Raw genomic sequence first — 22,202 nt, 5'->3', positions numbered from 1 at the left:
CACCAGTGGAAACATCAAGATCAGTGCCAAGCGGAAGTAGCCCGATTATTCCTTATGAAAGTGATAAAGAAGTGGCAGCAAGTAGAAGTCAGGAAACACGGACATTAGGACAATATACAACGGATAAAGTTAAAAATACTACATCATCCATGAAACAAAAAGTAAGAGGAGTGCAAGAACGAATTAATACTTCTGAAACGGTACAGAATACAAAGCGTTTTTATCAAATGGGTCAAAATACAGGTAAAAGTTGGAGAGATATTGTGAGCAAAAATAATACAGATAAAAAATAAGCGTAATCGTACGCTTATTTTTTATTGTTGAAAAGGAGGGAATCCCGATGAGAAGCTATCGGATTCCGAAGGAAATCAGTACAGAATTACGGATTAATAAAGTGCTTTATTTAATAGATTTCTTTTTATTAATTGGTTTATTAGTTGTAACGATGATTCTTAGGAACTTCGTACATGATTCCTTTCAATTACCATTTGTTATTTTCATGGCAGCTATTGCAATTATCATGATTTGGCGACCAAGTACGAATCCTCAAAAACGAATGTATGAAGTGTTGATTATTACATTGCTAAGAAGAAAAGGCGCATATTGTGCCATTGATAACGATCAATAAGGGAGGGATCACATATGGCGTTATTCAGCGAAAAAGATGTAGAGAAACAAGAGCCAAAACAACTAGAAAGACCGAAGAAAAAAGCATTTCGATTTAACGAAAAAAATGTAAAAGAATCACTTTCTGAACCAAAAGAAATTGTTAAGGTGATACCCAACAAAAAGAAAGAAGAAGAAAAAACAAAGGTAGAAAGAAACGTAAAAAAACAGAAGAAAGAAAAGCCAAAGAAAGATGTTTCGAAAAAGAAAAATCCAAAACTTTTAGGTTTTTTATCTAGAAAAAAGAAAGAAGCACCACCAAAGGTAAAGAAAAGTATTGCGGAAATTATGCAAATCGTAGATATGACGGAGGATGGCATATTTGAGCTGAAAAATGAGGAGTTTTTAGAAATTCTTCAAGTGGAAGGTGACGATATGTTCTCTAAGAATAGCGATGAGCAAGCATTTGTTATTTTCTCACATGCTTATTTTTATCAAGCCTACAAACAGTCCATTAAACTCGTTTTTTTAAACTTCCCATGTCAAACAACTGAACAACAACGTTATATAGAGAAGAAAATTAAAGAATGTACTAGTCCTTTGTATGAACGGATTTTAAATCAAAAGTTAAAAGAACTTCAGTTTTTAGAATGGGGCAGAACAAATCGGGAAGCCTTCTTATTTATTTACGGAGAAACGGAATTAATCGTAAAAGAACGTGTAGATGCAGCAAAGCGATATATCAAACGCTCTACCGAGCTATTAGAGGTGGATGAAGAGAAAAAGCTAGAGCTTATGTTTAAATTGTTTAATCAAAATGCAAAATTGGGAACGAAAAATATATGGTAGTAAGGGGGAAACAATATGTTTGCGTTCAAAAGTAAAAAATCAAAAAAGGAAAAACAAGAAGAACTAAAAAAGAAGAAAGGTTACAACCCTTATTTAGTGGCTAGAGTTCAGCCACAAGGAGGCGTAAGTTTTAAAGAAAGTTATGTTCAAACAGGTGATGGATTTTCTACTTGTATCCATGTTTTTGATTATCCAACAGAAGTAAATGATTTTTGGTTAGAGCAAATTATGAATATGCCAAATGTGATCACAACATTAGATGTAATGAGTGATGACCGAAAAGAGGTTGTTGAATCCATTAATAAGTCCATGAGCGAACAAAGTGTTCGTCATGATACAGCGAAAGATAATATAGATCGGATTGATGCGAAAAATGAATTCTTAGAGCTGGAAGCTCTTTATACGGACTTAAAACAAGGAGAAGTCATGAAGCGTATTCACATCCGTATCTATGTTTCCACTAGAACATTAGATGAGTTAGAAAAACAAGTGAAAGAAATCATGGAAACATTAGAATCCTATAACTTTCGCGGAGCTGTCTTTTTAAATGAACAAGAATATGAATGGGATGCACTCGTAACGAGTTTTGATACACAAAAAAACTATGTGAACCGAAGAAAAGGGAAAGAAATTCCGGCAGTCAGTTTGGCTGGTGGATGTCCATTTCACTATTCTTATTTGCACGATCCATACGGTACGTATTATGGAACAACGAAAACAAAAGGAAATGTTATTTTTGATATTTTTCATAAAGACAAACAAAGAAAGAGTTATAACGGTGTAATGGTTGGAAAGCCTGGTGCTGGAAAATCAACCTTACTCAAAAAGAAAGCCGTGGATTATGCAAGTAAAGGACATTTTATCCGTATTTTTGATATCGTAGGTGAATTCGAGGAAACAGTACGTGACTTGAATGGAAAAACAATTGCATTAGATGGATCACAAGGTCAAATTAACCCACTTCAAGTATATAAGACAGCAGAAAGTGAGGAAGTTAGTTTCATTCAGCATTTATCTAAAATGACAACTTTTTATCGCTTTATTGCACCAGAAGCAAAAGATGATGAAATTAAAGAGTATGAAAATTTGCTTCGAAAATTATATATTCGTATGGAATTATGGAATGATAAAAAGGGAGCAACAAATGAAATTACAACAAGAAAACCAAAAGAATATCCTATTTTCTCTGATTTTTTAAATTTTGTTCGTAAAGAGTTATATCAAGATGTAGTAAGTAAAAAGCACCATGAAAATTTAGGAGACAGTAGAATCCATCGTTTAGAATTAATTGAATTAAATCTTATGAATCTAGTAGAAGTGTATGCACAATTATTCGATGGGCATTCTACAATTGAAGATTTCAAGAAAGAACAAGTTGTATCTTTTTCCTTACGGAATATATCCAGTTCTAAAGCAGAAGTGTTTCAAGCGCAAATTTTTAATGTGTTAAATCTCCTATGGGATGAAATGATATCAAATGGTGCGCCTCAATTAAGAGCCTTTAACAAAAAGCAAATTGCTTTTGAAGATGTCATTCGATATTTCATTATTATTGACGAAGCACATCATATAATTAACACACGAAAAGAAAGTGCTCACGCTTTACAATTTTTAATAAAATTTAGCCGAGAAGACCGAAAATATTTTGCAGGTCTTTTATATGCAAGTCATACGATTCGAGATTTTGTACCGGAAGGATCTTCACAAGAAATGATTGATGAAATCAAAAAGCTCTTTGAACTTACACAGTACAAATTTATCATGCAACAAGATAACAATAGTTTAGATATGTTACGAAAAGTTTTTGCTGGACAGTTAAGTGAAAGTGAAATTGCAGCGATCCCACATTTACCAACAGGGGACGTTATTTTAAGTATTGGGGCTGTAAAAAATATTCATTTTCATGTAGAAGTAACAGACGAAGAATTGATGTTATTTGGGGGAGGTGCTTAATACCATGCATCTAGTTTTAAAGATTATACCAAAGAGATGGCTCATCACTTTAGCGTTAATTGTGATGGGTCTTTTTTCTTTTCTTTTACTTGGAGTCGTTAGTATTTTCATTGCAGCAATGGGAAGTGATAGTGGAACAGGAACAGACACGGGTGACATTACGTATACAGGTGAAGGGCAAGTGATGAATGTATCGCCCGAAGTTTTGAAATGGGAACCTACGATTCGTAAGTATGCGAAAGAGTTTGGCGTGGAACCCTTTGTCGCTTTAATGCTTGCCCAAATGATGCAAGAAAGCGGAGGGCGTGGTAGTGATCCGATGCAGAGTTCTGAAGGGGCATTTAATACGAAATATTGTAAATCACCAAACTGTATTACAGATCCTGACTATTCTATTTGGGCTGGTGTACAGGAGTTTAAACATGCGATAGAAAGAGCCGGAGTAACGAGTCCAGGAGACATGGACCATATCAAAACAGCACTTCAAGCTTACAATTTCGGGACAGGATTTTTTGACTTTATTGGTGCAAATGGTGGCAAGTATACGAAAGAATTAGCAATTAAATTTTCACAACAACAATATCAAAAAGTGAAACATACGGGCATGTATCGTTGTGTAAGGCCAGAGATGATACCCTACTCCGCGTGCTATGGCGACGCGCTTTATGTTGATGCCGTTTTGAAATATTATCAACCAGGTTCTGTCGTTTCTGGTGGAGGAGGAAATCCAGGAAGTGGAGGAAGTAGCGGTTCAAAAGTTGCTGATGTAGGTCGCCAATGGATAGGGCGTTCTACGTATGTATTTGGTGGAGGACGTAATACAAATGACATTGCAAGAGGAATTTTTGATTGTTCAAGTTTTGTACGTTGGGCATTCGAACAAGTAGGGATGTATACCAGTCCGATAGGAGCTGTAAGTACGGAAACATTAAATAAAATCGGTACAACAGTATCAGTAAATGATATGAAACCGGGTGATGTTATTTTCTTTGATACCTACAAACATGACGGACACGTTGGCATTGTAATTGATAAAAATACTTTCATTGGTTGCCAAACAAATAAAGGTGTTTCCATTGAAGATTTAAATAATCCGTATTGGAAAAAAGTCTTTTCTGGTCATGTAAGAAGGTTCTAAAAATCGAAAGAATAGGAGACTGAAAGAATGAAAGATAAACGAAAATCTTTGTTTATTGTGTTTGTCATTTTAGTTGTAGGTGTGACAGCTTTTAATATCTATTTGAGCAAAAAATCAATGAGTGATGGCAAAGAAAAACAGTTAAAACTTTCAAATGAATTACTAACAAAACAAAATGAAGACTTAAAAAGACGACTTGATAAGGTGCTTCCCTCCGCACAAGAACAACAGAGAAGAGCGTATTTATCGACAGCCGAAACGTTTATTCAATTATCCTTTCATCGAGAAAAAGAAGGCTATAATGAGCGAAAAGAAAAAGCAAAATCCATTATGAGTGAAGAACTTTTACAACAATTTTATCCCACTGATAAATACGAATTAGGAGATACCTATAAAACAAAACCAATAGAAATGAAGTTTTATTTACAAGAAAATGAACCCGATCAAGAAGAAGTATCTGTGTTAGCTGAATTTATAAATGTCACGACGGATTCAACGCAAAATCGAGAAGAAAAAGTTAAAAGTGTGTTGCGAATCATCATAAAAAAGGAAAAGGAAACATGGCGAGTTACAAGTGTAGAAGAACTCAATGTGCAAGTTTTATAACAAAAAAAGATGAGGTGAGAGTGTGATAGGTGCAATCAGTAGGAAGAGTGAAAGAATCAATTTGAGAAGAAATAAGTCGTGGATCTACCTAGCAATTATCAGCTTTCTATTTATCGGTTTTTTCGCTTTCTTGACATCTAAAATTTACATGCCGAACGATGAAAAACTATTCCATACGGAAACAAATAAAGTAATCAAGTTGTCGGGGATGGGAAAATTGATTGTAGAGCAAAGGGAATATAATCCACATAAAAACTTCATAGAAATTCGATTTCGGATAGAAGGATATGAGGAAACTGGATTTACGTTTAAGGCACAAGAAAAAGGAAAGTCTGGTGTTCAATTACCTGTCAAAGTGTTGTATGAAGAGAACGGAAATTACGTGATAGAAGTCAAAGAATTATCTCCAAATTGGGGAGCGTTAGCTTTCGATATTTACAATAAAAACAGTGAAAAAGAACAAATGGATATTCGGAAGTTTACACAAGATGTTAACGAATACGAAGAAGAAAATACAAGCACAAAGAGTCCCAATAAACTTGTTCAGACGATTTTTACCGATCAAAGAAAAACAAAAGCGAATGATGAATTGTTAGCTGAAGATAAAAAAACATATGAGTTAGATTTTATAGAAAGAGACAAAAAAGATATAGAAACAAAGATAAAAAATTATGGAAAAGCAATCAAAATGGAAGAAGAAAATGCGAAGACAGTTTATGAAAAAGTAAAAGAATTAAAAGATGAAATGAAGTACCAAACTGAAGCGGAAAAAACGGAAACACAATCAAAAATAGCATCCTTAGAATCTAAAATAAAATCATCAGAAAAGAACGTTGAATTGTTTAAAGGAGAACAAAAAATTGCACGGGATAAGATCAAAAAGTTAGAAGAAAAGGCACAAGAAATTAATAAAAAGTGAAAAAAGTCATGTCGTGAGTGAGTCTATATCAAGAGATTTCGTATCGTGAGTGAGTCCACATCACGAAAAAATGAGTCGTGAGTGAGTCTACATCATAAGATTTTGTGTCGTGAGTGAGTCTACACCTAGAAGGTTTTCTTGTTCCCATCGTTTCGCTAGGCTCCGCCTAGCTTCACACCTTAGGTGGGAACAAAAACCCCTTATGCTCTTCTCACTATTTTTTGATCTCTACCCACAATTGCAGAAAGGAGAGGGAAAAGTGGAAATCAGAATTAGAGAAGTAGATCCAATTGCCGTAAAGAAAATAGATGAAATTGCAAAGAGGAAAGGATTATCCAGGCAGAAGTTTTTGAAAGACCAAATTGAAATGTTGGCATTTTTTCAGCAACAAAATAAAAGAGAAATGGAATTAGAAAATATCATCCAAAAGAACATCCATATGATGAATGATTGTTATAGCGAAATGAAAAAAATGAATGAGTTTATACAACTCATGATGCAGGATGATGAAAATGAGTAATGCAGTCACTGTTCAATCTTCTGTTACCCCTGGTGTTGTTTTAAAAACAAAATTTGTATTACCGAGTTCCGATGCATTCCAGAACTATATTGAGTATGTAGACCGGGAAGAAGCACAAAGTGAAGTGAAGTTGAATCCAAAAATGTTTGAGACGTACCAAGAATATATGGGGAATCCAGAAAAGACATCGGCACTGTTTACGGAACACTCAAATCGTTTAACAGAAAGTGAGAAAAAAGCCTTAAAGGAAATGTTTAAAACCGCTCACGAAAATGGAAGTATCATGTGGCAAGATGTCATTTCTTTTCATAATCCTTGGCTAGAGGAACAAGGCATATATGATGAGAAAACTAAAACATTGGACGAAAAAAAGTTAATGGATGTGACACGGCTTGCGATGAAGGAAATGCAGAAAAGGGAGGGATTAGAAAAAAGTTCTACCTGGTCGGCAGCCATTCATTTTAATACGGATAACATTCATATTCATGTGGCAACTGTTGAACCTTTTCCAACGAGAGAACGTGGCAAAAGAAAACCAAAAACATTAGATGCGATGAGGGGAAAAGTCGTAAACAATTTGTTAGATCGTAAGCAGGAACAAAAACAAATTAATGATTTAATTCGAAAAAACATGGTGGGAAGTAAAAAAGAGGATTCCGTTTTTGATTGGCGCAATCAACATTTGAAACCATTGTTTTTACAAATCTATAAACAGTTACCAAGTGATAAAAGACAGTGGCAATATAGCTACAATACCATTCAACCATTGAAGCCGGAAATTGATGAATTAAGCAGTAGATATATTCAACATCATCATAAAAAAGATTACGATCAGTTTCTCCAAAAGTTAGATAAAGAAGTGCAAGTTTTTAAAGAAGCATATGGGGAAGGCAAGTATGATAAGAAGCAATATGAAAATTACAAGACGAATAAAATTAATGACTTGTATAAAAGAATGGGTAACGCCTTTTTACAAGAAATGAAGACATATGATAAAGAACAAAAGAGAATCCATCATATGAAAAAATCAAAACCGTTTCAAAAATTTCAAGAGAATGTATCTATTCAATACTCAATGAAAAAAATGGAACGTGCTTTTAAAAGCGAATATGAAAGTTGGAAGAATCAAAAGTATTATGAGCGGATGCAAAAAGAAAGTGCATATCAAAATGAGAGGGGTTATTAAATGAAAGACTTTCGTATGCAAATTACATTGGATGAGGAAACAGATACGTATATTAAAGATTATATGGAAGAACACAATATCAGATATAACGGTGAAGCAATTGTTAGAATTTGTAGAGAACATCAAGCATCCAAAAATACTGAATGGTCATTGAATTATGTCTCTGAAATTGTGTCAAAAAATCTACACGATGTATTGAAAAGTGAGTTAACAAAAATACGTCTTGGTGCAAATAGTGCGGATCGAAATACACAAGTTTTAATTGAGTTATTAAATGGTTATTTCTTTTTAGAAGGCGTAGACAGCATTATTACGACTGATAAACAGGAGATGGAAAGTGTGAAGATGGCAAAGAAAACTGTGGAAGAACGAATTAGCCATTTAAGACAAAAACGTTTAGATCATGAGGCATCAAAGAACAATGTAACGTAATCTACATTGTTCTTTTTTATAAAAAAATAGGAGGTTATTAGGATGTTGTTATTTCATGAAGATATTGCATTAGGAGTTATTAAAGAAATTGGAGAAGGTGAACTCGTTTTACTTGTAAAAGAGGAAGAACTAACAATCAAAATTACACGAGAACAAGAGGAAGAACTTGCAGTTCATGTTATGAATCAAGAGAATATGTTAGTTCCGGTTAACCTAAAAACACATGCGCTTTTCTTTGATACAACTGAAAGATGGAATGAAGAAGACATGGAGGAATTGCAAAGAGCGAGTGAAAGAGTAGGAGAAGATCATGAGTAACAGTTATAAGAAAAAGTATCAAACGAAATCACCGGAAGAAAAGAAAGAAGCGGTGCAAGCTTTAACAAAAAAGATGGAAAAAAGCGTAGAAGGTTATTTTCGTACACCAGGAGATTTAAAAGATTATTTAACGTTTATGGCAAAGTTTTATCGCTATTCACCATCTAATATTTCATTAATACAGAGTCAATTCGAGGGAGCCAGGGCAGTGGGTTCCTTTTCTTTTTGGAAAGAAAAAGGATTTCCGGTTAAGAAGGGTGAGAAAGGAATTAAAATCCTTGTTCCAAACCGAACTGTAGCAAAATTTAAAGACAAAGAAGGCACTTGGAAAACAGTAACTAAAGCAAGTGAGGAAGAGAGAAATCAAATCGAATCTAAAAGTGTAGAAGTGATACCTGGTCGCTTATATTTTGCTGTCGGTCATGTGTTTGATGTGTCCCAAACGAACGCAAAAGCGGAAGATCTTCCTCGTATTTTTCCGAATCGTTGGCTAGACGGGAGCGTAACAGATTATAAAAGTTTGTACAAAGGAATGGAAGCCATTGCGGAAAAAAACGGTGTGAAAATCATTGCACCAAAATCAGAGCTGGGTGTTGCAAAAGGTGTGAGCTATCCCCTAACAAAAGAGGTTGCTTTGAATCCTAGAAACAGTGAATTACAAAATGTAAAAACACTTCTTCACGAATTGGCACACGCTAAACTTCATACAGCAGAGACACATATGAATTACACAGCACCAGAGAAAGAGTTTCAAGCAGAAATGACAGCTTATACAGTTTCTTCTTATTTTGGGATTGATACGAGCGAATATTCCTTAGGGTATTTAGCAAGCTGGACACAAGGAAAAGAAATGAAAGATAAAACGAAGTTGTTAAAAGAAGTACATGAAACTTCAATTGAATTTATCGAAACAATTGAAAGCACGTTGGAAAAAGAAAAAGAAAAAACAAACGAAAAAGGAGTAGATCATATGGCAAAACAAGTGTCTGAAAATAAAGATGGAAATGTAAGAGACAATTTCGAAATTTTAACAGGCATTCAACAAAATGCGCAGCGACTTATTGATGAAAGGCTAGGATTAAATTTTGAAAAACATTGGGAAAACTATGAAATTCAACTTTCAGAAGATAATCGTGTATTAGAAGAAATAAACCCTAATGTTCGTTTGAATTTAAGGGAGATGGAACAGATCGTTTATGAATTTGGTACAAACAGAGAACAAGATGCACTTAAAAAAATTACAGATACGTTAGAGCCATATTATGAAGCTGATTTGTTAGGAGATAGTTTCAATGATATACCACTTGCTAGGGTTTCGTTAGATCGTGAAAAGAGTTTAAAAGTCGATTGTGTTAATGAGTATGTGAAAGAAAACCATAAGGATTTTTGGTTTCAAAATTCAGTGAGCCTAGCTTTGAATGTAATTAATCACCGAATTTCAACAGCGCATAAAGAAGTAATGAATAATGATATTGAATATAAAGGACTATATCCAAAAGACGAATCAGAAGTGATTTATTGCCAAGAAACAGGTAAGCCATTACAGCAAAATGAAGAAGTTTTTCATGTTGAGGGTCATGGATATACAGTAGCAGAAGAGGCAAGTTTTAAAGGTCTAGATAAAGAGGATGGGTATTATACAACGATTGAATATGAACATGTAGAAGAAAAAATACTTGCACCAATTGGACTAGAAAAAAACGATCAACCTAGTCTTGTAAATGAAAAACAGGATGAAAAAAATATCTTATTGGTGGAATACATGAGTTTAAGTAACACGACACAAGAACTTGTCTCTGTTACAGAGTTAAGGGAACAAGCAGATAGGAATCGTGCGTTTGAACCTGTAGAAGGTGCAGAAAAATTGAGTGATAAAGAATTTATTGATGCATTTAACGAGGCGAATCAAGAAAAGTATGCAGCACTTAATCAGAATGAAATGAATCGACCAACTATGCTAGTTCAATGGAGCGATAACGAAACTTTTAAGAATAATCAACTGATCCCATTTGGAGAAGCCAATGAAAAAATGGCTGAAGTCATTGTAAGTATTGAAAAAGCAAGAGAAGAAGCTAAAGAAAGAGGTCAAACCATCCCCTACGATCAAGCTCGTTATCATATTGCCATTCCAAAAGAAGTCGATAGGGATTTTGGAAGAATGGAGCTTGTGAGTATGGATCGTTTCAATATGGGAGATGGGGACTACAAGACACCATATGAACAAGTATTAAACGAGAAAAGGTATCTATCGGATGAAGTAAAACAAGCGTTACGAGATGAGGTGGTGAACCATAGAAATAACAAAGAAATACCGATGGAAAAAGAACAAGAAAATCCATTAGAAAAATCGAAAGAGACACCCAACCATTTAGTTACAATTGAAGTATTAGCAAATGATATGCAAGATGAAGAAGTTGCAAGAATCCACATGATGGATGCTGTTACGAAAGATATTAATTATTTATCGGTATGGAACGGAGATAAAACAAATCCAGAAGATTTATATGTTTCCTTAATGGAGAAAAATGGAGAACGAGAAAATGTCTATTTGGATAATATTTTGAAATCAGATTTATATGAAAAAGTTCAAGACTCTATTTTTGATGGAAAAGGGAATCAATCATTTGTAATTCATGAAAAGGATGCGAATATGAGCCTGGATGAAATCGTAAAAGATGAACGATATGGAATTTTAGTTGATAAGGCAGAGGAACAAAAAGATCCTTCATTTAGTGAAAAAGAAGTGGAATTGTATAAAGAAATGAAGAAAGAGGGCTATGCACCTATTGCCTCTTTAGATCAACAAATTCAGCCTTCAAAAGAAAAAGAGTCAACTACGTTAGATAAGGACTTAAGCCGAAAATTCGAAGCATACAGACGTTCACAATATGAAGAAACACCAGATGATATTGATAGTATTGTCACTCGTGTAAAAGCTGAAGAGCGGTATTATACAACAAAGTATGTTTCGATTGATAATGAGCTGGTAAGCCAGGAACACGTTGTGAAATTAGAAAACCAGGTGAATGAGAAGCTTGGGAAAGAAGGAATAACGGTGAATCAGTCTACAACTTCAAAGGAAATGGATGTAGATAAAAAATTTCAGCCATTAAACGGAAAACAAACGAATCATAAAGAAAAAGACAAGGAGCCAGAGCCTGGTAATGTAGAGCAGTCGAAGGCTACAAAGAAATCAAGTAGAAAAAAAGAAACAATGGAAATGGAACGATGAAAAATTGTATAGCAGGAACACCAGATTAAATCATTTTTTGTTACTCAATTGAGAAAACGGAAAGTGATTTTTTTATATCTAGAAATGAAAGAGGGTAAAAGGAAAAACCCTCTTTCTTGTTTATAGAACGAAAGGAGTGAATGTCATGAATGTATGGCTGTTTGCAGGCTGTATGTTCCTTGTAGCGGTCTTTTTGAACATGTTGCTATTATTTGGTCACAGAATAATGAAAAAGCGCAGAAATAAGAAATGGAAGCGTGAAACTGAAATTGTAGATTAATAGGAGGTATTACGTATGGGGAAAACATTGTTTATTGCAGAAAAGCCTAAGGTAGCTGTTGAATTATTAAAATCACCTAGATTTAGAAACTCACAAAAGCATCCAGGAAGCAAGCCATATTATGGATACTATGAAAATGAAAATTACATTATTAGTTGGTGCCGAGGGCATTTATTAGAACTAAAATATCCGGAGGAAATGGATGAAAGATACAAAGAATTTAATTTTGATCACTTGCCAATTATTTTAGAGCCGGAATATAAAGCGAAATCAGATAGTCTTGAACAAATTGAAATACTGGTTAAGTTGTTAAATCGTCCCGATGTAGATCATGTGGCAAACGCTTGTGATGCGGATAAGGAAGGTGAGCTTATCTATCGTGAAATAGTTGAATATGCAGGTGTGAACAAGCGAGAATCCCGTCTTTTTATCTCTTCCTATGAGGCAGCAGAATTAGAGGGAGCATTGAACCGATTAGAACCAGGAACAGACTATGATGGGCTTGCACAATCCGCTAAAGCAAGACAATACCTGGATTATATTCTAGGGATTAATGTTACAAGGGGCTGTACATCAAAACTAGCAAGAAACCAATTCTTGTTGGCTTCTGGTCGTGTTCAAATGTGTATCTTAAATGAAATCCGTCAGAGAGAAATCGCTATCCAAAACTATAAAGAACAAACCTATTACAATTTAAAGCTACTAACGGAAAACGGTTTATCACCAGTAATGAAAACAGAAGATCAACTGATAGATCCATCGCCACTACAAAAGCTTGGAGATAGCTTGAAAGAAACGAATGTAATCGTAACGGAATTTAAAGAGAGTACGAGAAAAAAGAAACCAAAATTATTATATAACTTAACGGATATCTACAAAGATGCTCACGCCAAACTGAAGATAAATGCGGAAACAGCAAAAAAACATATTCAGAGTTTGTATGAAGAAGGCTTTATTACTTATCCTCGTTCTTCATCCAGGCACTTACCTACAGAACAAGTGGAACGAGTGAAGGAAGTAATGGCAGCATTAGAAAAAAGCTCGTATACAAATCTCGTACAACAAGTATCTCCATCTTCTATTACAAAAAAACACACTACATTTAATGATGAGTTAGTCAGTAGTCACTTTGCCATCATCCCAACAACAAAATTATATGCCGGAACCAACCGAAATCCATTAGAAAAACAGTTATATGACTTGATTGTAAAACGATTTATCGGGAATTTTATGAAACCAGCAATCTACCTGGTAAGAGAAGTACATTTTATAGATCAAGAGGGCAACACATACAATACAAAAGAAAAGATCCTACAAGAGAAAGGGTTTCTAAGTGTGTTTCAAGAGGATATAGAAGAGGGGTCAGTTGAAGCATTTCAGATACCTATTTTACGAGAGGGAGATTCTTTCAGAATCGTTCAGTATGACTTGATTGAATCTCGAACAAAGAAACCAGCCTTTCATACGGAAAGTTCCATTTTAACCTTTATGGAGACGGCAGGACGTAAATTGGATGATGAACATTTGAAAGAACTTATGAAGGGAAAACGGATTGGGACAGTCGCAACGGAAGAAACGTTTATTCCGAAACTGTTAGAGCGAAGCTATATTGATGTTACCAACAGTCAGATTCGAACCACTAATATTGGTCGTGCGTTTATAGATGCTTTTCCGGTAGATGAAATCAAAAATTCAGCTTTTACGGCTGAAATGGAAGGGATGATCTACATGATCGAAAAGAAAGAAATGAAATATGAGGAATTTGTAGAGAAAACAAATACGTTTGTAAAAGATACGGTGGAACAATTAGGCGCAATGGATGATAAAGTGTCGGATAGCATTATTAATACTTGGAATCAGCAAATTGAGGTGTGTAAATGCCCTTGTAGAAAAGGAAAAATCCTTCATAAAGGAAATTTTTATGGGTGCAGTACTTATCCAGAATGTGAAATCTCCTTACCGAAAAAAATTAAAGAAAAAGCGATTCCGGAAGCGCAAGCGAAAAAGCTGTTTGAGGATAAGAAAACAGATCTTTTAAAAGGGTTTAAGTCCAATGAGAAGGAGTTTTCCGCTTATCTAGTATTACATGAAGGGAAAGTTAAATTTCAGTTCCCAACACAAGAGGAGCTGTCATTTGGTAAATGTCCAAAATGTAAAAAAGGGGATATGCTTCATCGTAAAACGTTTTATGGATGCACGGAGCATAAAAATGGATGTGATTTTATGTTACCAGCCAAGATGAAAGGGAAAGCAATCCCTGGTAATCAGATGAAAAAGTTAATTCAGTATAAAACAACGGATTTTATCAACGGCTTTCAAGGAGAAAAGGGAGAATTTACAGCAGCTATATATATGGAAGCGGACGGAAGTTTGAAATTCCGTTTTCCAACGACTGAAGATCGTACAATTGGCAAATGTCCATTATGTAAGAGTAGAGTTCTTGTAGGGAAAAGTAACTACTTATGTGAGAAATACAAAAAAGGCTGTGACTTCATTATTTTTGGTACATTCTCTGGTAAAAATCTAAGTAGTAACCATGTGAAAAAATTATTAGAGAAGAATGTAACGGATCAGATCAAAGGGTTTATCTCCAACAAAAACGGGAAGAAATTTGATGCTCGTTTATCATACAGCGTACAGGAGAAGAGATTAAAATTCTTATTCGGCAAATAAAAATGAAATGTATCAACTATAAGTAGCAAAAGAGGACTAGGAAACGGAATAGTCCTCTTTTTTATTTCATTTTATAGAGTAAAGGGGGGATTCCGTAATGGCACATGTCAGTACGGAGGATGCGATGAAAGCAAGAAATATTGATTTGATTTCATATCTGGAAGCAAAGGGAGAAACGTTTAAGAAAGAGGGAAACTATTACCGTCATACGGAACATGACAGTCTCATCGTTAAAGGGAATCAATACGCCTGGAATAGTCGTGGCGAAAAGGGCTATGGAGCGATTAGCTTTGCGATGATGTACTATGAAATGACATTTCCGCAAGCTGTATTAGACATCAATAAAGGGGATTACAAAGAGTTTGATCGTTCAAAAGCTGAAGAGGAACGCAAAAAAGAGCAGCAGCCTTTTAGTTATCCAAAACACTTAGAGGTGCCGAAACAAACAGAAATCAAGCAATACTTAATTGATGAGCGGAAAATAGATCCTCGCCTGGTGAACTGGCTGATTAAAAAGGATCTTATCGTCCAGGATAAGAAAAATAATGTCGTGTTCAAATGGAGAGAAGAAGGTGGCAAAGGGCAAATAATTGGAATGAACCGTCAAGGCACTGTAAAAATGGAGAATAAAAGAGGCAGCTTTAAACAAATCGTCCCGAATTATGAAAAAATCAATGCAGGTTTTACGGTTGATGTGGGTAAGCCAGATAAGATCTATTTTTATGAAGATCCAATCGACATGTTATCTCATTGGAGCATTAAACAAAATAATATCCAAAACGCTCGCCTGGTTTCTATGCATGGATTGAAGTCAAAAACAGTGATTCAATCTTTAATGGATGCGAAAAAAGAAGGGCACGATATTAAAGAGGTCATAATGGCAGTTGATAATGATAAGGCTGGGAAAGACTTCATTCAGACAATGAAATGCTTTGTAGATCTTAAAGAGGATATTCCAACGAATGAAAAAGATTGGAACGATGTCCGGAAGAAACAAGTGAGTGAGCAACAGGCAAAAGAAACAGCCCAACCAAAGAAAATGAAACCAATTAAAGAGGTGGAGCGAAGTGTCTAATCTACCAGAAATGCCAAACATATTACAAATTTTGATGTATGGTTTTATCCTTTATGTTCTTTTTCGTATTTGTAAATTCATGTACCGGAAGATCCAGGAGCGAAGAATATTAAAACGAATGGCTAAGTCTGGTATTCGTTTTATAGACAAAATGGACGGACGTCAATTCGAAGTATACCTAAAAGCCCTCTTTCGAGAGTTGGGTTATTCTCCAACAGTCACAAAGCAGTCAAATGATTTCGGAGCGGATCTGGTATTGAAGGGGAAAAATCGTATTGTAATCCAGGCGAAACGCTACGGGATGAAAAATAGAGTCGGCATCAGTGCCGTACAAGAGATATATGCAGCACAAGCCTATTACAAAGCACATGAGGGCTGGGTTGTAACAAACAGTGTATATACAAGACAAGCAAAGGAATTAGCGGAAGCTTGTAATGTAAAACTAATAGATCGTGTAGAACTTCAGAAATTGATTAATAAAATTAATCCCGAATATTCGGCTGAAGATGTGTATCAAGGGGTAACACCTGCAGAACGGAAATGTCCAACATGTAAACATGATTTAGTGATTCGTAATTCAAATAAAACAGGAAATAAGTTTTTTGGTTGTACTCAATATCCTACATGTACACATACAGAACCAATTAATACATGAGCTGTGATGAAAATCCGGCTCTTTTTTTATTTGTTTAAAGAATACACGAAAAAAATCAGTTTAACACAAAAATGACTCTTCAGATTTGATTGTATGAGATTTTGAATTAGTTGTTAATATAATAAGTCGTATTTGTCATAAAAACGTATGTAAAGGGAGAAACGGACTTTACATGCGTTTTTAGGTTTTTTAGGGAAAATAAAAAGGGCAGTCATTATTTACGACTTAACCCTTTGTCTACGATCTGACGAATTGCTTCATTTCGATTCTTCAGCTTATTTTCATGCCAATAATTTTCTATTTGTTCCACTTGTTCTTTTGTAAAAGTAACTAAAATTTGAGTGTACTTGTCTTTATTAACAGCCATATAACAACCTCCTCTATAAAAAATATTATAAGTTATATAACTTATATTGACAACCAGAAAAATGAGTAATAGAATAGTTATATAAGTTATATAACTATATTGAGGAGGTTATTACATGGAACGGAAAGTTAAAAAGATAATGGCTGATCTTCAATTTATTATGAATCATGGTCAAATCAGTGTAGATTTTATGGATCTAGGATATAAAAGAATGCTTTTTAGTGCATTAGAAGCTACGGGAAAACAGTTCAATGTGCATACCAATGAACATAATGAAACAACCTTGTTCTTAGAGTTAGTTTAGTAAATTTACGCAATGAGGAGCTGTTAATAGTGGAGCAGTTAACTATTTTTGACGTAATGGATGAAACTAAAAATAAGCTTTATGAGGTATTAGAGAAAAATGGATTAACTTATAAAATTCATAAATACTATTTATATTCGAATTATGAGGGAGCTGTTCAATATTACTATATAAGAACAACTGATAATACAATTATTGATTTGTGTATCTCTGATTTTCCAGAAATCTTCGCTGTCCATGAAGGGTTTAGCGATAAACAAATTAGAAAGATTTACAACTGGAACTTATAAGCTATATAAATAACAAATTTAATTATTGGAGGAATGAAAAATGAAAATTGGTGTATCTGAGTGGAAAGCATTGAAAAAAGAGACAAAGTTAAAGCTATTGCGCTATGCGATGTTAGAAAGTAAGTATAAGTATGCAAAATAAAAGCTCTTCATTTGCAAAAAGCAAACAAAGAGCAAAAGTCTGAGTGACCGTCGAGGAAAGAAATTGGTAGATTTCTTTCCTCTATATTTTAACATATAAAAAGTTGTAGAGAAAAGGGGCATGTAGAATGGAAGAAGGTCGTATTTCCTTTCAGCAAGGGTGTAAAGAGTTTCTTATTATGATTGTCTGTTTTTGGTTCATTATGTTTCTCATGTATGGAGAAAGCCTGTTACAATAGTAAAGAATAACTTGGGTACAAATTGATAATGAAATGGGGAAATATGCTAGATGAAAGCAACCGGAGTAACTAGAAAAATAGATGAATTAGGGCGTGTAGTAATTCCAAAGGAACTTAGAAATACGCTTGGTATAAAAGAAAAATCACCATTAGAGATTTTTGTAGAAGGGGAAGACATCATTTTACAGAAGTATCAGCCCGGTCATGTTTGTGCATTAACAGGAGAAGTATCAAATCGTAATATAGCATTAGCAAATGGCAAGATAACATTAAGTCTAGAAGGTGCAGAACTATTACTAAAAGAAGTAGAACAATATCTTGTAAAATAAGTGCTCCTTTCAAGGGGCTTTTTTGTAAGGGGAATATATAATTTCACGTACCGTAATGTTTAATAAAAAACAAACTACATAAACAATAGTCTACATTTAATTTTGTGCCTAATTAATCCGCTTAATGAATTCCGTCTCGTCTGTTTTGGATACTATTTTATGTGAAATGGAGATATTATTTTTATTTCGTATAGATTTCTTGCGAAATATGTACCTAGAGCAGTATTTCGATTTAAATGTGATACGATAGTGATATATTCGTTTTGCTAGTAAAAGGGGATGAGTGTCGATGAAAAACCACATAAAAGTAAATGGAAAAATCCTTCAAACAAATAAAAAATGGTCACATCTCAAGCAAAGACAAAGACAACATATTTCTAATTGGTTACGTAGAGAATATACACAGTTTGTAAAAACACATTATAGAAAACCTAGAAAGTATGAACATGATGAGATTCTTCATGAAGTGATGAATCAAATACAGGAACGTGAAATTTGGATTCCTAATGGTGAAGTAAAAAGATATTATCTAAGCAAAATAGGAAAATGGTTTAGAAAAATAGAAAGTGAATGGGAATCACAAATATCCAACAGTGAAAAGCAGCAGGTATGAGAAGAAAAGTAAATACAAACAAACCAGGGGGCGCATTTCATGTTTAATTTACAAGAAGATATGTATGAACAATTGAAAGAGAAAAAAGGGGCAGTTACAGTATTTTTAAAGAATGGCGTTCCAGTACGTGGGCAGATCCTTGCAACAGATAAATTTACCGTCCTAATGATGGTTCATGGTAAACAACAACTAATTTACAAACAAGCAATCTCTACACTTGCTACGTAATACATACTGGATTTATGTGAATATTTCTCAATATTTAATCATTACTATATACACTATAATGTAAGTAATTCTTTTTATTATTTATATTTTTGTTATTTCCTGTTGCAGAATCCTTATAATAAGGATTCTATTTTTTTGTATTAAATTTCTACAAACAAAAGAAGAGTCCATTTTGGATTCTTCTTTTGTTTACATTTTATGATTTTCGAGGAATAATTTGTGAAACTGTACGTTCTGGATTTGGCACTCTCCAATAAGCTGCATCACCTGTTGTTATCATTTCGCCATTCGCACGTGTTACATAGTATTCATTAATCAACATATATCTTGCATATGCAATTTGATAATTAAATGGATTCTTGTAAAACACCCCTTCTTTTTTTTCAGTTGATTCCGTATTTGATGTGCTCTTAGTAACCGATAATGCTTTTGTAATTGATGTTGATAACCCTAAAGAAAATCCTTTAAACATGAATCCTAAATCTGCACCTATTGATATTTCTGTTGTTTCCGTCATAGAGGTTTGATCTGTTCTAGAGACGCCTGTTATTTGCTCATAGTCATATGCTTCACTTGGTGCTAGTTTTCTATGAGTTATTTTCTTCCAAAATTGTCTTCGTACTAAAACATAGTATGGAGAATCTTGTATTTTTTGTAGAGGATTGTAATAAGAGTCTTTTACCATGAAATATGGTAAATATGTGACATGTGTAACAACTGGAGTTGTCTCATCAGGTAATTCTTCATTTAAGTCATCTGTTTTGAAATCAGGTGCAGAAGGTAAAATTTCTATATTTGGTGTTTTTATAGAAACTGATCCGGATTTTTCTAGTCTGAACTTTTGATTTGATCCACCATGATAATGATATGGTATAATTTGTGCTTTATTACCACTTCCTTCAACATCCCATACTTGTCCATCATGTTGTATCTCAATCGTTCCCTCAGTCGCTAACCTAAACTTTTGATTATCTCCATTTTTAAAATCATGTTGTATGAGATGGTCTTTTATCGGAGGCGGAAACGGACTCGGAAAGTTAATATAACGTACATCTACTACTTTTCCACTATGTCTTGCAGCAATAACAGAATAACCATTATCAAGAGTGTAAATTAGGAATTTTTGATTATTTCCATTGTGCCCATCATGCTGTACAATAGGTGCAAAATTATCATTAGGATCACCACTTACATCAACATATTTATTGTAATTTGTACGAATTTTATAAATATTAAAATCAGGAAAATCCACTATCGATTTGATTTCATTTTGCACAGAATCCTCATTATTTTTATTTCCATTTGTCATTATACATCTCTCCTCTATACGAAATAAAATACTTTCAGTTTTTGTCTTGGTTGAAAACCAATGCTATGCTAACTTTTTCCTCATCTGATAGCACTCCATAAGTATAGATTGATTAATTCCAGTTTAGAACATTTAAGTTAAAAACAAACATATTATTCATATTGAGAAATTTATTGAAAAATTAGCTATAAGGGATCACCATATAACCGAATAATTTTTTTAACAAAGTTACAATCGAAAAGGAGCACCTGTTCCAAGGTGCTCTAAACACGACAATATGTTTTTTAGTAATGATGACCATATATGCGGACAAATCCTAATATTTACCTAACTTAGTGACTAATACATGTTGATAAGTCAGTTTTTAGAATAATTCTGCTAATAATTCTCTTTTTCTAGTATTTAGAGGGAATATCTCTAAGGTATATTTATCATATCTCACTCCATCTGGAATGTGAAAAGAGAAAGTTACATTTAATTCTACTAAATTTGTATTAGCCATAACCTGTTTTCCTATGGTAGCACCTGTAGTTGAATACACTGTAACTTTTGCTACGGAATTTTCAGGTATTACTAAGCCTATTGAAATCTCTCTTTGTTCATTATTAATATGTCTATAATTCCGTCCAATAATACTTCCAACTAGCCCTTTGCCTGGGAAGTCAGCTGCAACAATACCAGTATGTTCGAGTCCTGACCTTGGGATGTATTGGGTAGTCATTATATTCATTCCGCCATAATAAAGCCTATAATTTTCTGTTGGAAAATCGGGATACTGACTAGGACTGCCTATTCCCATTAGTGGTTCGTCATCACCTCCACCTTTATATCCGCTGGCAACGAACTGAGGATCGCATCCACCATTGGGACCACCATTTCCACTGAGATGGTTGAGGTAGATTTTGTTTTGATCACTGTTACCCTTGATTAAATGATTCTTTACCGCAGTCCACTTTGCATACATACCATCCATGCTAAATCTAACGTTATCGTGGTCTTGTATTTCAAGGTTCGAATAGTTAATACCGTATGCCTTAGAAACTGAGAACTGTTGTAAAAGTACAATTTTTCCTCTTACGTCCTTTAATTCTGGATTAGCGTTAACGCCAGAGCCATTTCCTGAGCCAGCTGGTTGCCAAAAATAATTTTTATAACTAGGATTATCCCAATACCCTTTTAATATTTCTTCAAATGACTGAGAACCAGGTTCCGGTGTATGCTCTTCTTTTAAACGCATCAAAACTGTTTCACCTGAATGTTGACGTAAAAATGCAGTGACTTCGTTTAAAATATCACCAAACATTTTCTTTTGATACACCGCTCCATGATGCATGGCAAAGGCAGTTCCAGTCCTTCTAGCACGTATATCTAAATAGCGAATACCAGAATTCAATTGTGTTGTAATGGACATTCTTTGGTTTATAATCCAACGACTACCACCGGTGACGCCATGCAAAGCAGTCGATCCATGTGTACCAGGAATAGATAACTGACTGATTTTTGTTGTAACTCGAAGTACACTCATCCAATTTTTATTTTCGTATCCAATATTTTCATTATATGCATAGCCGTCACGATATTTGTCATAGTCGCCTTTGTACCATTTTGGTGATGGGGGGTGATTTTCTGGTGAGTTCGGTTTCATATATTTCGCCTACCTTTTCGTAAAATTTTTTATTCAATTGTCGCAGTTGTATATTGGATACAAAATAAGTATCACAAATAACTGTTATACTCAGTGGGATATCACTCCTCTATACAAAATTAAAAACTGTCAGATTATATTTCTAATTGACTTTCCTAAAACTGGTACCACTCAATAAATATAAATTATTAAAATTAAATTGAGACCATTTACTTAGAAATCTATAGGATTTCCATATTGAGAAATTTATTACAAATTTAGTTTTAAATGTTTTTAAAAACGAATGTAAACTTTT

23 protein-coding genes and 1 pseudogene are annotated in these 22,202 nt (G+C 34.2%); 21 read left to right on the top strand and 3 right to left on the bottom strand.

The features are described 5' to 3' along the window. The 16 genes and pseudogenes from DN392_RS27765 to DN392_RS27695 form a co-directional block, all read left to right on the top strand. Positions 1 to 293, top strand: a pseudogene (locus tag DN392_RS27765) (hypothetical protein); the annotation flags it as partial. A gap of 47 nt (positions 294 to 340) precedes the next feature. Beyond that, positions 341 to 628: a DUF5592 family protein gene (locus DN392_RS27760; protein ID WP_002130425.1), complete on the top strand. Its 288-nt coding sequence runs from the start codon at positions 341 to 343 to the stop codon at positions 626 to 628. 14 nt (positions 629 to 642) lie between these two features. Further along, on the top strand, positions 643 to 1,455 hold the full coding sequence (locus DN392_RS27755) for a hypothetical protein (RefSeq protein ID WP_016128053.1): 813 nt from the start codon (positions 643 to 645) through the stop codon (positions 1,453 to 1,455). Positions 1,456 to 1,470: 15 nt separating this feature from the next. After that, positions 1,471 to 3,408: a VirB4 family type IV secretion system protein gene (locus DN392_RS27750; RefSeq protein WP_016128052.1), complete on the top strand. Its 1,938-nt coding sequence runs from the start codon at positions 1,471 to 1,473 to the stop codon at positions 3,406 to 3,408. 4 nt (positions 3,409 to 3,412) lie between these two features. Beyond that, positions 3,413 to 4,546 carry a bifunctional lytic transglycosylase/C40 family peptidase gene (locus DN392_RS27745; RefSeq protein WP_149238173.1) on the top strand — a complete coding sequence of 378 codons (1,134 nt, stop codon included), beginning with the start codon at positions 3,413 to 3,415 and terminating at the stop codon, positions 4,544 to 4,546. 27 nt (positions 4,547 to 4,573) lie between these two features. Next, on the top strand, positions 4,574 to 5,152 hold the full coding sequence (locus tag DN392_RS27740; RefSeq protein ID WP_149238172.1) for a MerR family transcriptional regulator: 579 nt from the start codon (positions 4,574 to 4,576) through the stop codon (positions 5,150 to 5,152). A 22-nt stretch (positions 5,153 to 5,174) separates the two neighbouring features. Continuing rightward, complete coding sequence (locus DN392_RS27735; RefSeq protein ID WP_149238171.1) at positions 5,175 to 6,071, top strand: hypothetical protein; 897 nt, start codon at positions 5,175 to 5,177, stop codon at positions 6,069 to 6,071. A gap of 259 nt (positions 6,072 to 6,330) precedes the next feature. Beyond that, positions 6,331 to 6,591 carry a hypothetical protein gene (locus tag DN392_RS27730; RefSeq protein ID WP_016102512.1) on the top strand — a complete coding sequence of 87 codons (261 nt, stop codon included), beginning with the start codon at positions 6,331 to 6,333 and terminating at the stop codon, positions 6,589 to 6,591. Then, positions 6,584 to 7,777, top strand: a complete 1,194-nt coding sequence (gene mobP2 / locus DN392_RS27725) for a MobP2 family relaxase (RefSeq protein WP_149238170.1) — start codon at positions 6,584 to 6,586, stop codon at positions 7,775 to 7,777. Before DN392_RS27730 ends, mobP2 begins: the two co-directional genes overlap by 8 nt. Further along, the gene (locus DN392_RS27720) at positions 7,778 to 8,209 is read left to right on the top strand and encodes a hypothetical protein (protein ID WP_149238169.1); all 432 of its coding nucleotides are present in this window, start codon (positions 7,778 to 7,780) and stop codon (positions 8,207 to 8,209) included. Positions 8,210 to 8,251: 42 nt separating this feature from the next. Then, positions 8,252 to 8,527, top strand: coding sequence for a hypothetical protein (locus DN392_RS27715; RefSeq protein WP_105590236.1), 276 nt, complete (start codon positions 8,252 to 8,254; stop codon positions 8,525 to 8,527). Next, positions 8,520 to 11,759 carry an LPD25 domain-containing protein gene (locus tag DN392_RS27710; protein WP_149238168.1) on the top strand — a complete coding sequence of 1,080 codons (3,240 nt, stop codon included), beginning with the start codon at positions 8,520 to 8,522 and terminating at the stop codon, positions 11,757 to 11,759. Before DN392_RS27715 ends, DN392_RS27710 begins: the two co-directional genes overlap by 8 nt. Before the next feature lie 145 nt (positions 11,760 to 11,904). Continuing rightward, positions 11,905 to 12,039 (top strand): hypothetical protein, encoded by a 135-nt coding sequence (locus tag DN392_RS31015; protein WP_255257104.1) that lies wholly within the window; start codon positions 11,905 to 11,907, stop codon positions 12,037 to 12,039. 15 nt (positions 12,040 to 12,054) lie between these two features. Next, positions 12,055 to 14,712 (top strand): type IA DNA topoisomerase, encoded by a 2,658-nt coding sequence (locus DN392_RS27705; RefSeq protein ID WP_149238167.1) that lies wholly within the window; start codon positions 12,055 to 12,057, stop codon positions 14,710 to 14,712. 97 nt (positions 14,713 to 14,809) lie between these two features. Next, the gene (locus DN392_RS27700; RefSeq protein ID WP_050001299.1) at positions 14,810 to 15,787 is read left to right on the top strand and encodes a DUF3991 and TOPRIM domain-containing protein; all 978 of its coding nucleotides are present in this window, start codon (positions 14,810 to 14,812) and stop codon (positions 15,785 to 15,787) included. Next, the gene (locus tag DN392_RS27695; protein WP_149238166.1) at positions 15,780 to 16,442 is read left to right on the top strand and encodes a restriction endonuclease; all 663 of its coding nucleotides are present in this window, start codon (positions 15,780 to 15,782) and stop codon (positions 16,440 to 16,442) included. Before DN392_RS27700 ends, DN392_RS27695 begins: the two co-directional genes overlap by 8 nt. A 214-nt stretch (positions 16,443 to 16,656) precedes the next feature. Here the strand turns inward: DN392_RS27695 and DN392_RS30555 are convergent, their stop codons facing one another. Beyond that, positions 16,657 to 16,809 (bottom strand): ribbon-helix-helix domain-containing protein, encoded by a 153-nt coding sequence (locus DN392_RS30555; RefSeq protein WP_000290205.1) that lies wholly within the window; start codon positions 16,807 to 16,809, stop codon positions 16,657 to 16,659. 115 nt (positions 16,810 to 16,924) lie between these two features. On the opposite strand from DN392_RS30555, the gene DN392_RS27690 reads away from it, so the two are divergent. The 5 genes from DN392_RS27690 (at position 16,925) to hfq (ending at position 18,953) form a co-directional block, all read left to right on the top strand. Further along, positions 16,925 to 17,113 carry a hypothetical protein gene (locus tag DN392_RS27690; protein ID WP_149174034.1) on the top strand — a complete coding sequence of 63 codons (189 nt, stop codon included), beginning with the start codon at positions 16,925 to 16,927 and terminating at the stop codon, positions 17,111 to 17,113. A 26-nt stretch (positions 17,114 to 17,139) separates the two neighbouring features. Continuing rightward, positions 17,140 to 17,403, top strand: a complete 264-nt coding sequence (locus tag DN392_RS27685; RefSeq protein WP_033732564.1) for a hypothetical protein — start codon at positions 17,140 to 17,142, stop codon at positions 17,401 to 17,403. Positions 17,404 to 17,833: 430 nt separating this feature from the next. After that, positions 17,834 to 18,112 (top strand): AbrB/MazE/SpoVT family DNA-binding domain-containing protein, encoded by a 279-nt coding sequence (locus tag DN392_RS27680; protein ID WP_002193623.1) that lies wholly within the window; start codon positions 17,834 to 17,836, stop codon positions 18,110 to 18,112. A gap of 289 nt (positions 18,113 to 18,401) precedes the next feature. Continuing rightward, positions 18,402 to 18,725 (top strand): hypothetical protein, encoded by a 324-nt coding sequence (locus DN392_RS27675; protein WP_046958517.1) that lies wholly within the window; start codon positions 18,402 to 18,404, stop codon positions 18,723 to 18,725. 39 nt (positions 18,726 to 18,764) lie between these two features. Continuing rightward, complete coding sequence (hfq, locus tag DN392_RS27670; RefSeq protein ID WP_149238165.1) at positions 18,765 to 18,953, top strand: RNA chaperone Hfq; 189 nt, start codon at positions 18,765 to 18,767, stop codon at positions 18,951 to 18,953. A gap of 196 nt (positions 18,954 to 19,149) precedes the next feature. Here hfq and DN392_RS27665 read toward each other — a convergent pair whose 3' ends face one another. Further along, positions 19,150 to 20,262 (bottom strand): RICIN domain-containing protein, encoded by a 1,113-nt coding sequence (locus DN392_RS27665; protein ID WP_149238164.1) that lies wholly within the window; start codon positions 20,260 to 20,262, stop codon positions 19,150 to 19,152. 364 nt (positions 20,263 to 20,626) lie between these two features. Then, positions 20,627 to 21,907, bottom strand: coding sequence for a phosphatidylinositol-specific phospholipase C (locus DN392_RS27660; RefSeq protein WP_149238163.1), 1,281 nt, complete (start codon positions 21,905 to 21,907; stop codon positions 20,627 to 20,629). Between the last annotated feature and the right edge of the window lie 295 nt (positions 21,908 to 22,202).

The organism is Bacillus sp. BB51/4 (assembly GCF_008368845.1).
GTDB lineage: Bacteria > Bacillota > Bacilli > Bacillales > Bacillaceae_G > Bacillus_A > Bacillus_A wiedmannii.
The sequence above is the reverse complement of the archived record's forward strand: the minus strand, read 5'-3'. Positions and strand labels throughout refer to the sequence as shown.

Bases quoted from the DNA above. Each gene is read 5' to 3' on its own strand.
- DN392_RS27705 (WP_149238167.1), top strand. From the start codon at position 12,055: ATGGGGAAAACATTGTTTATTGCAGAAAAGCCTAAGGTAGCTGTTGAA.
- DN392_RS27710 (WP_149238168.1), top strand. From the start codon at position 8,520: ATGAGTAACAGTTATAAGAAAAAGTATCAAACGAAATCACCGGAAGAA.
- DN392_RS27700 (WP_050001299.1), top strand. From the start codon at position 14,810: ATGGCACATGTCAGTACGGAGGATGCGATGAAAGCAAGAAATATTGAT.
- DN392_RS27715 (WP_105590236.1), top strand. From the start codon at position 8,252: ATGTTGTTATTTCATGAAGATATTGCATTAGGAGTTATTAAAGAAATT.
- DN392_RS27690 (WP_149174034.1), top strand. From the start codon at position 16,925: ATGGAACGGAAAGTTAAAAAGATAATGGCTGATCTTCAATTTATTATG.
- DN392_RS27750 (WP_016128052.1), top strand. From the start codon at position 1,471: ATGTTTGCGTTCAAAAGTAAAAAATCAAAAAAGGAAAAACAAGAAGAA.
- DN392_RS27755 (WP_016128053.1), top strand. From the start codon at position 643: ATGGCGTTATTCAGCGAAAAAGATGTAGAGAAACAAGAGCCAAAACAA.
- DN392_RS27745 (WP_149238173.1), top strand. From the start codon at position 3,413: ATGCATCTAGTTTTAAAGATTATACCAAAGAGATGGCTCATCACTTTA.
- DN392_RS27675 (WP_046958517.1), top strand. From the start codon at position 18,402: ATGAAAAACCACATAAAAGTAAATGGAAAAATCCTTCAAACAAATAAA.
- DN392_RS27660 (WP_149238163.1), bottom strand. From the start codon at position 21,907: ATGAAACCGAACTCACCAGAAAATCACCCCCCATCACCAAAATGGTAC.
- DN392_RS27760 (WP_002130425.1), top strand. From the start codon at position 341: ATGAGAAGCTATCGGATTCCGAAGGAAATCAGTACAGAATTACGGATT.
- mobP2 (WP_149238170.1), top strand. From the start codon at position 6,584: ATGAGTAATGCAGTCACTGTTCAATCTTCTGTTACCCCTGGTGTTGTT.
- DN392_RS30555 (WP_000290205.1), bottom strand. From the start codon at position 16,809: ATGGCTGTTAATAAAGACAAGTACACTCAAATTTTAGTTACTTTTACA.
- DN392_RS27740 (WP_149238172.1), top strand. From the start codon at position 4,574: ATGAAAGATAAACGAAAATCTTTGTTTATTGTGTTTGTCATTTTAGTT.
- DN392_RS27720 (WP_149238169.1), top strand. From the start codon at position 7,778: ATGAAAGACTTTCGTATGCAAATTACATTGGATGAGGAAACAGATACG.
- DN392_RS27665 (WP_149238164.1), bottom strand. From the start codon at position 20,262: ATGACAAATGGAAATAAAAATAATGAGGATTCTGTGCAAAATGAAATC.
- DN392_RS27680 (WP_002193623.1), top strand. From the start codon at position 17,834: ATGAAAGCAACCGGAGTAACTAGAAAAATAGATGAATTAGGGCGTGTA.
- hfq (WP_149238165.1), top strand. From the start codon at position 18,765: ATGTTTAATTTACAAGAAGATATGTATGAACAATTGAAAGAGAAAAAA.
- DN392_RS31015 (WP_255257104.1), top strand. From the start codon at position 11,905: ATGAATGTATGGCTGTTTGCAGGCTGTATGTTCCTTGTAGCGGTCTTT.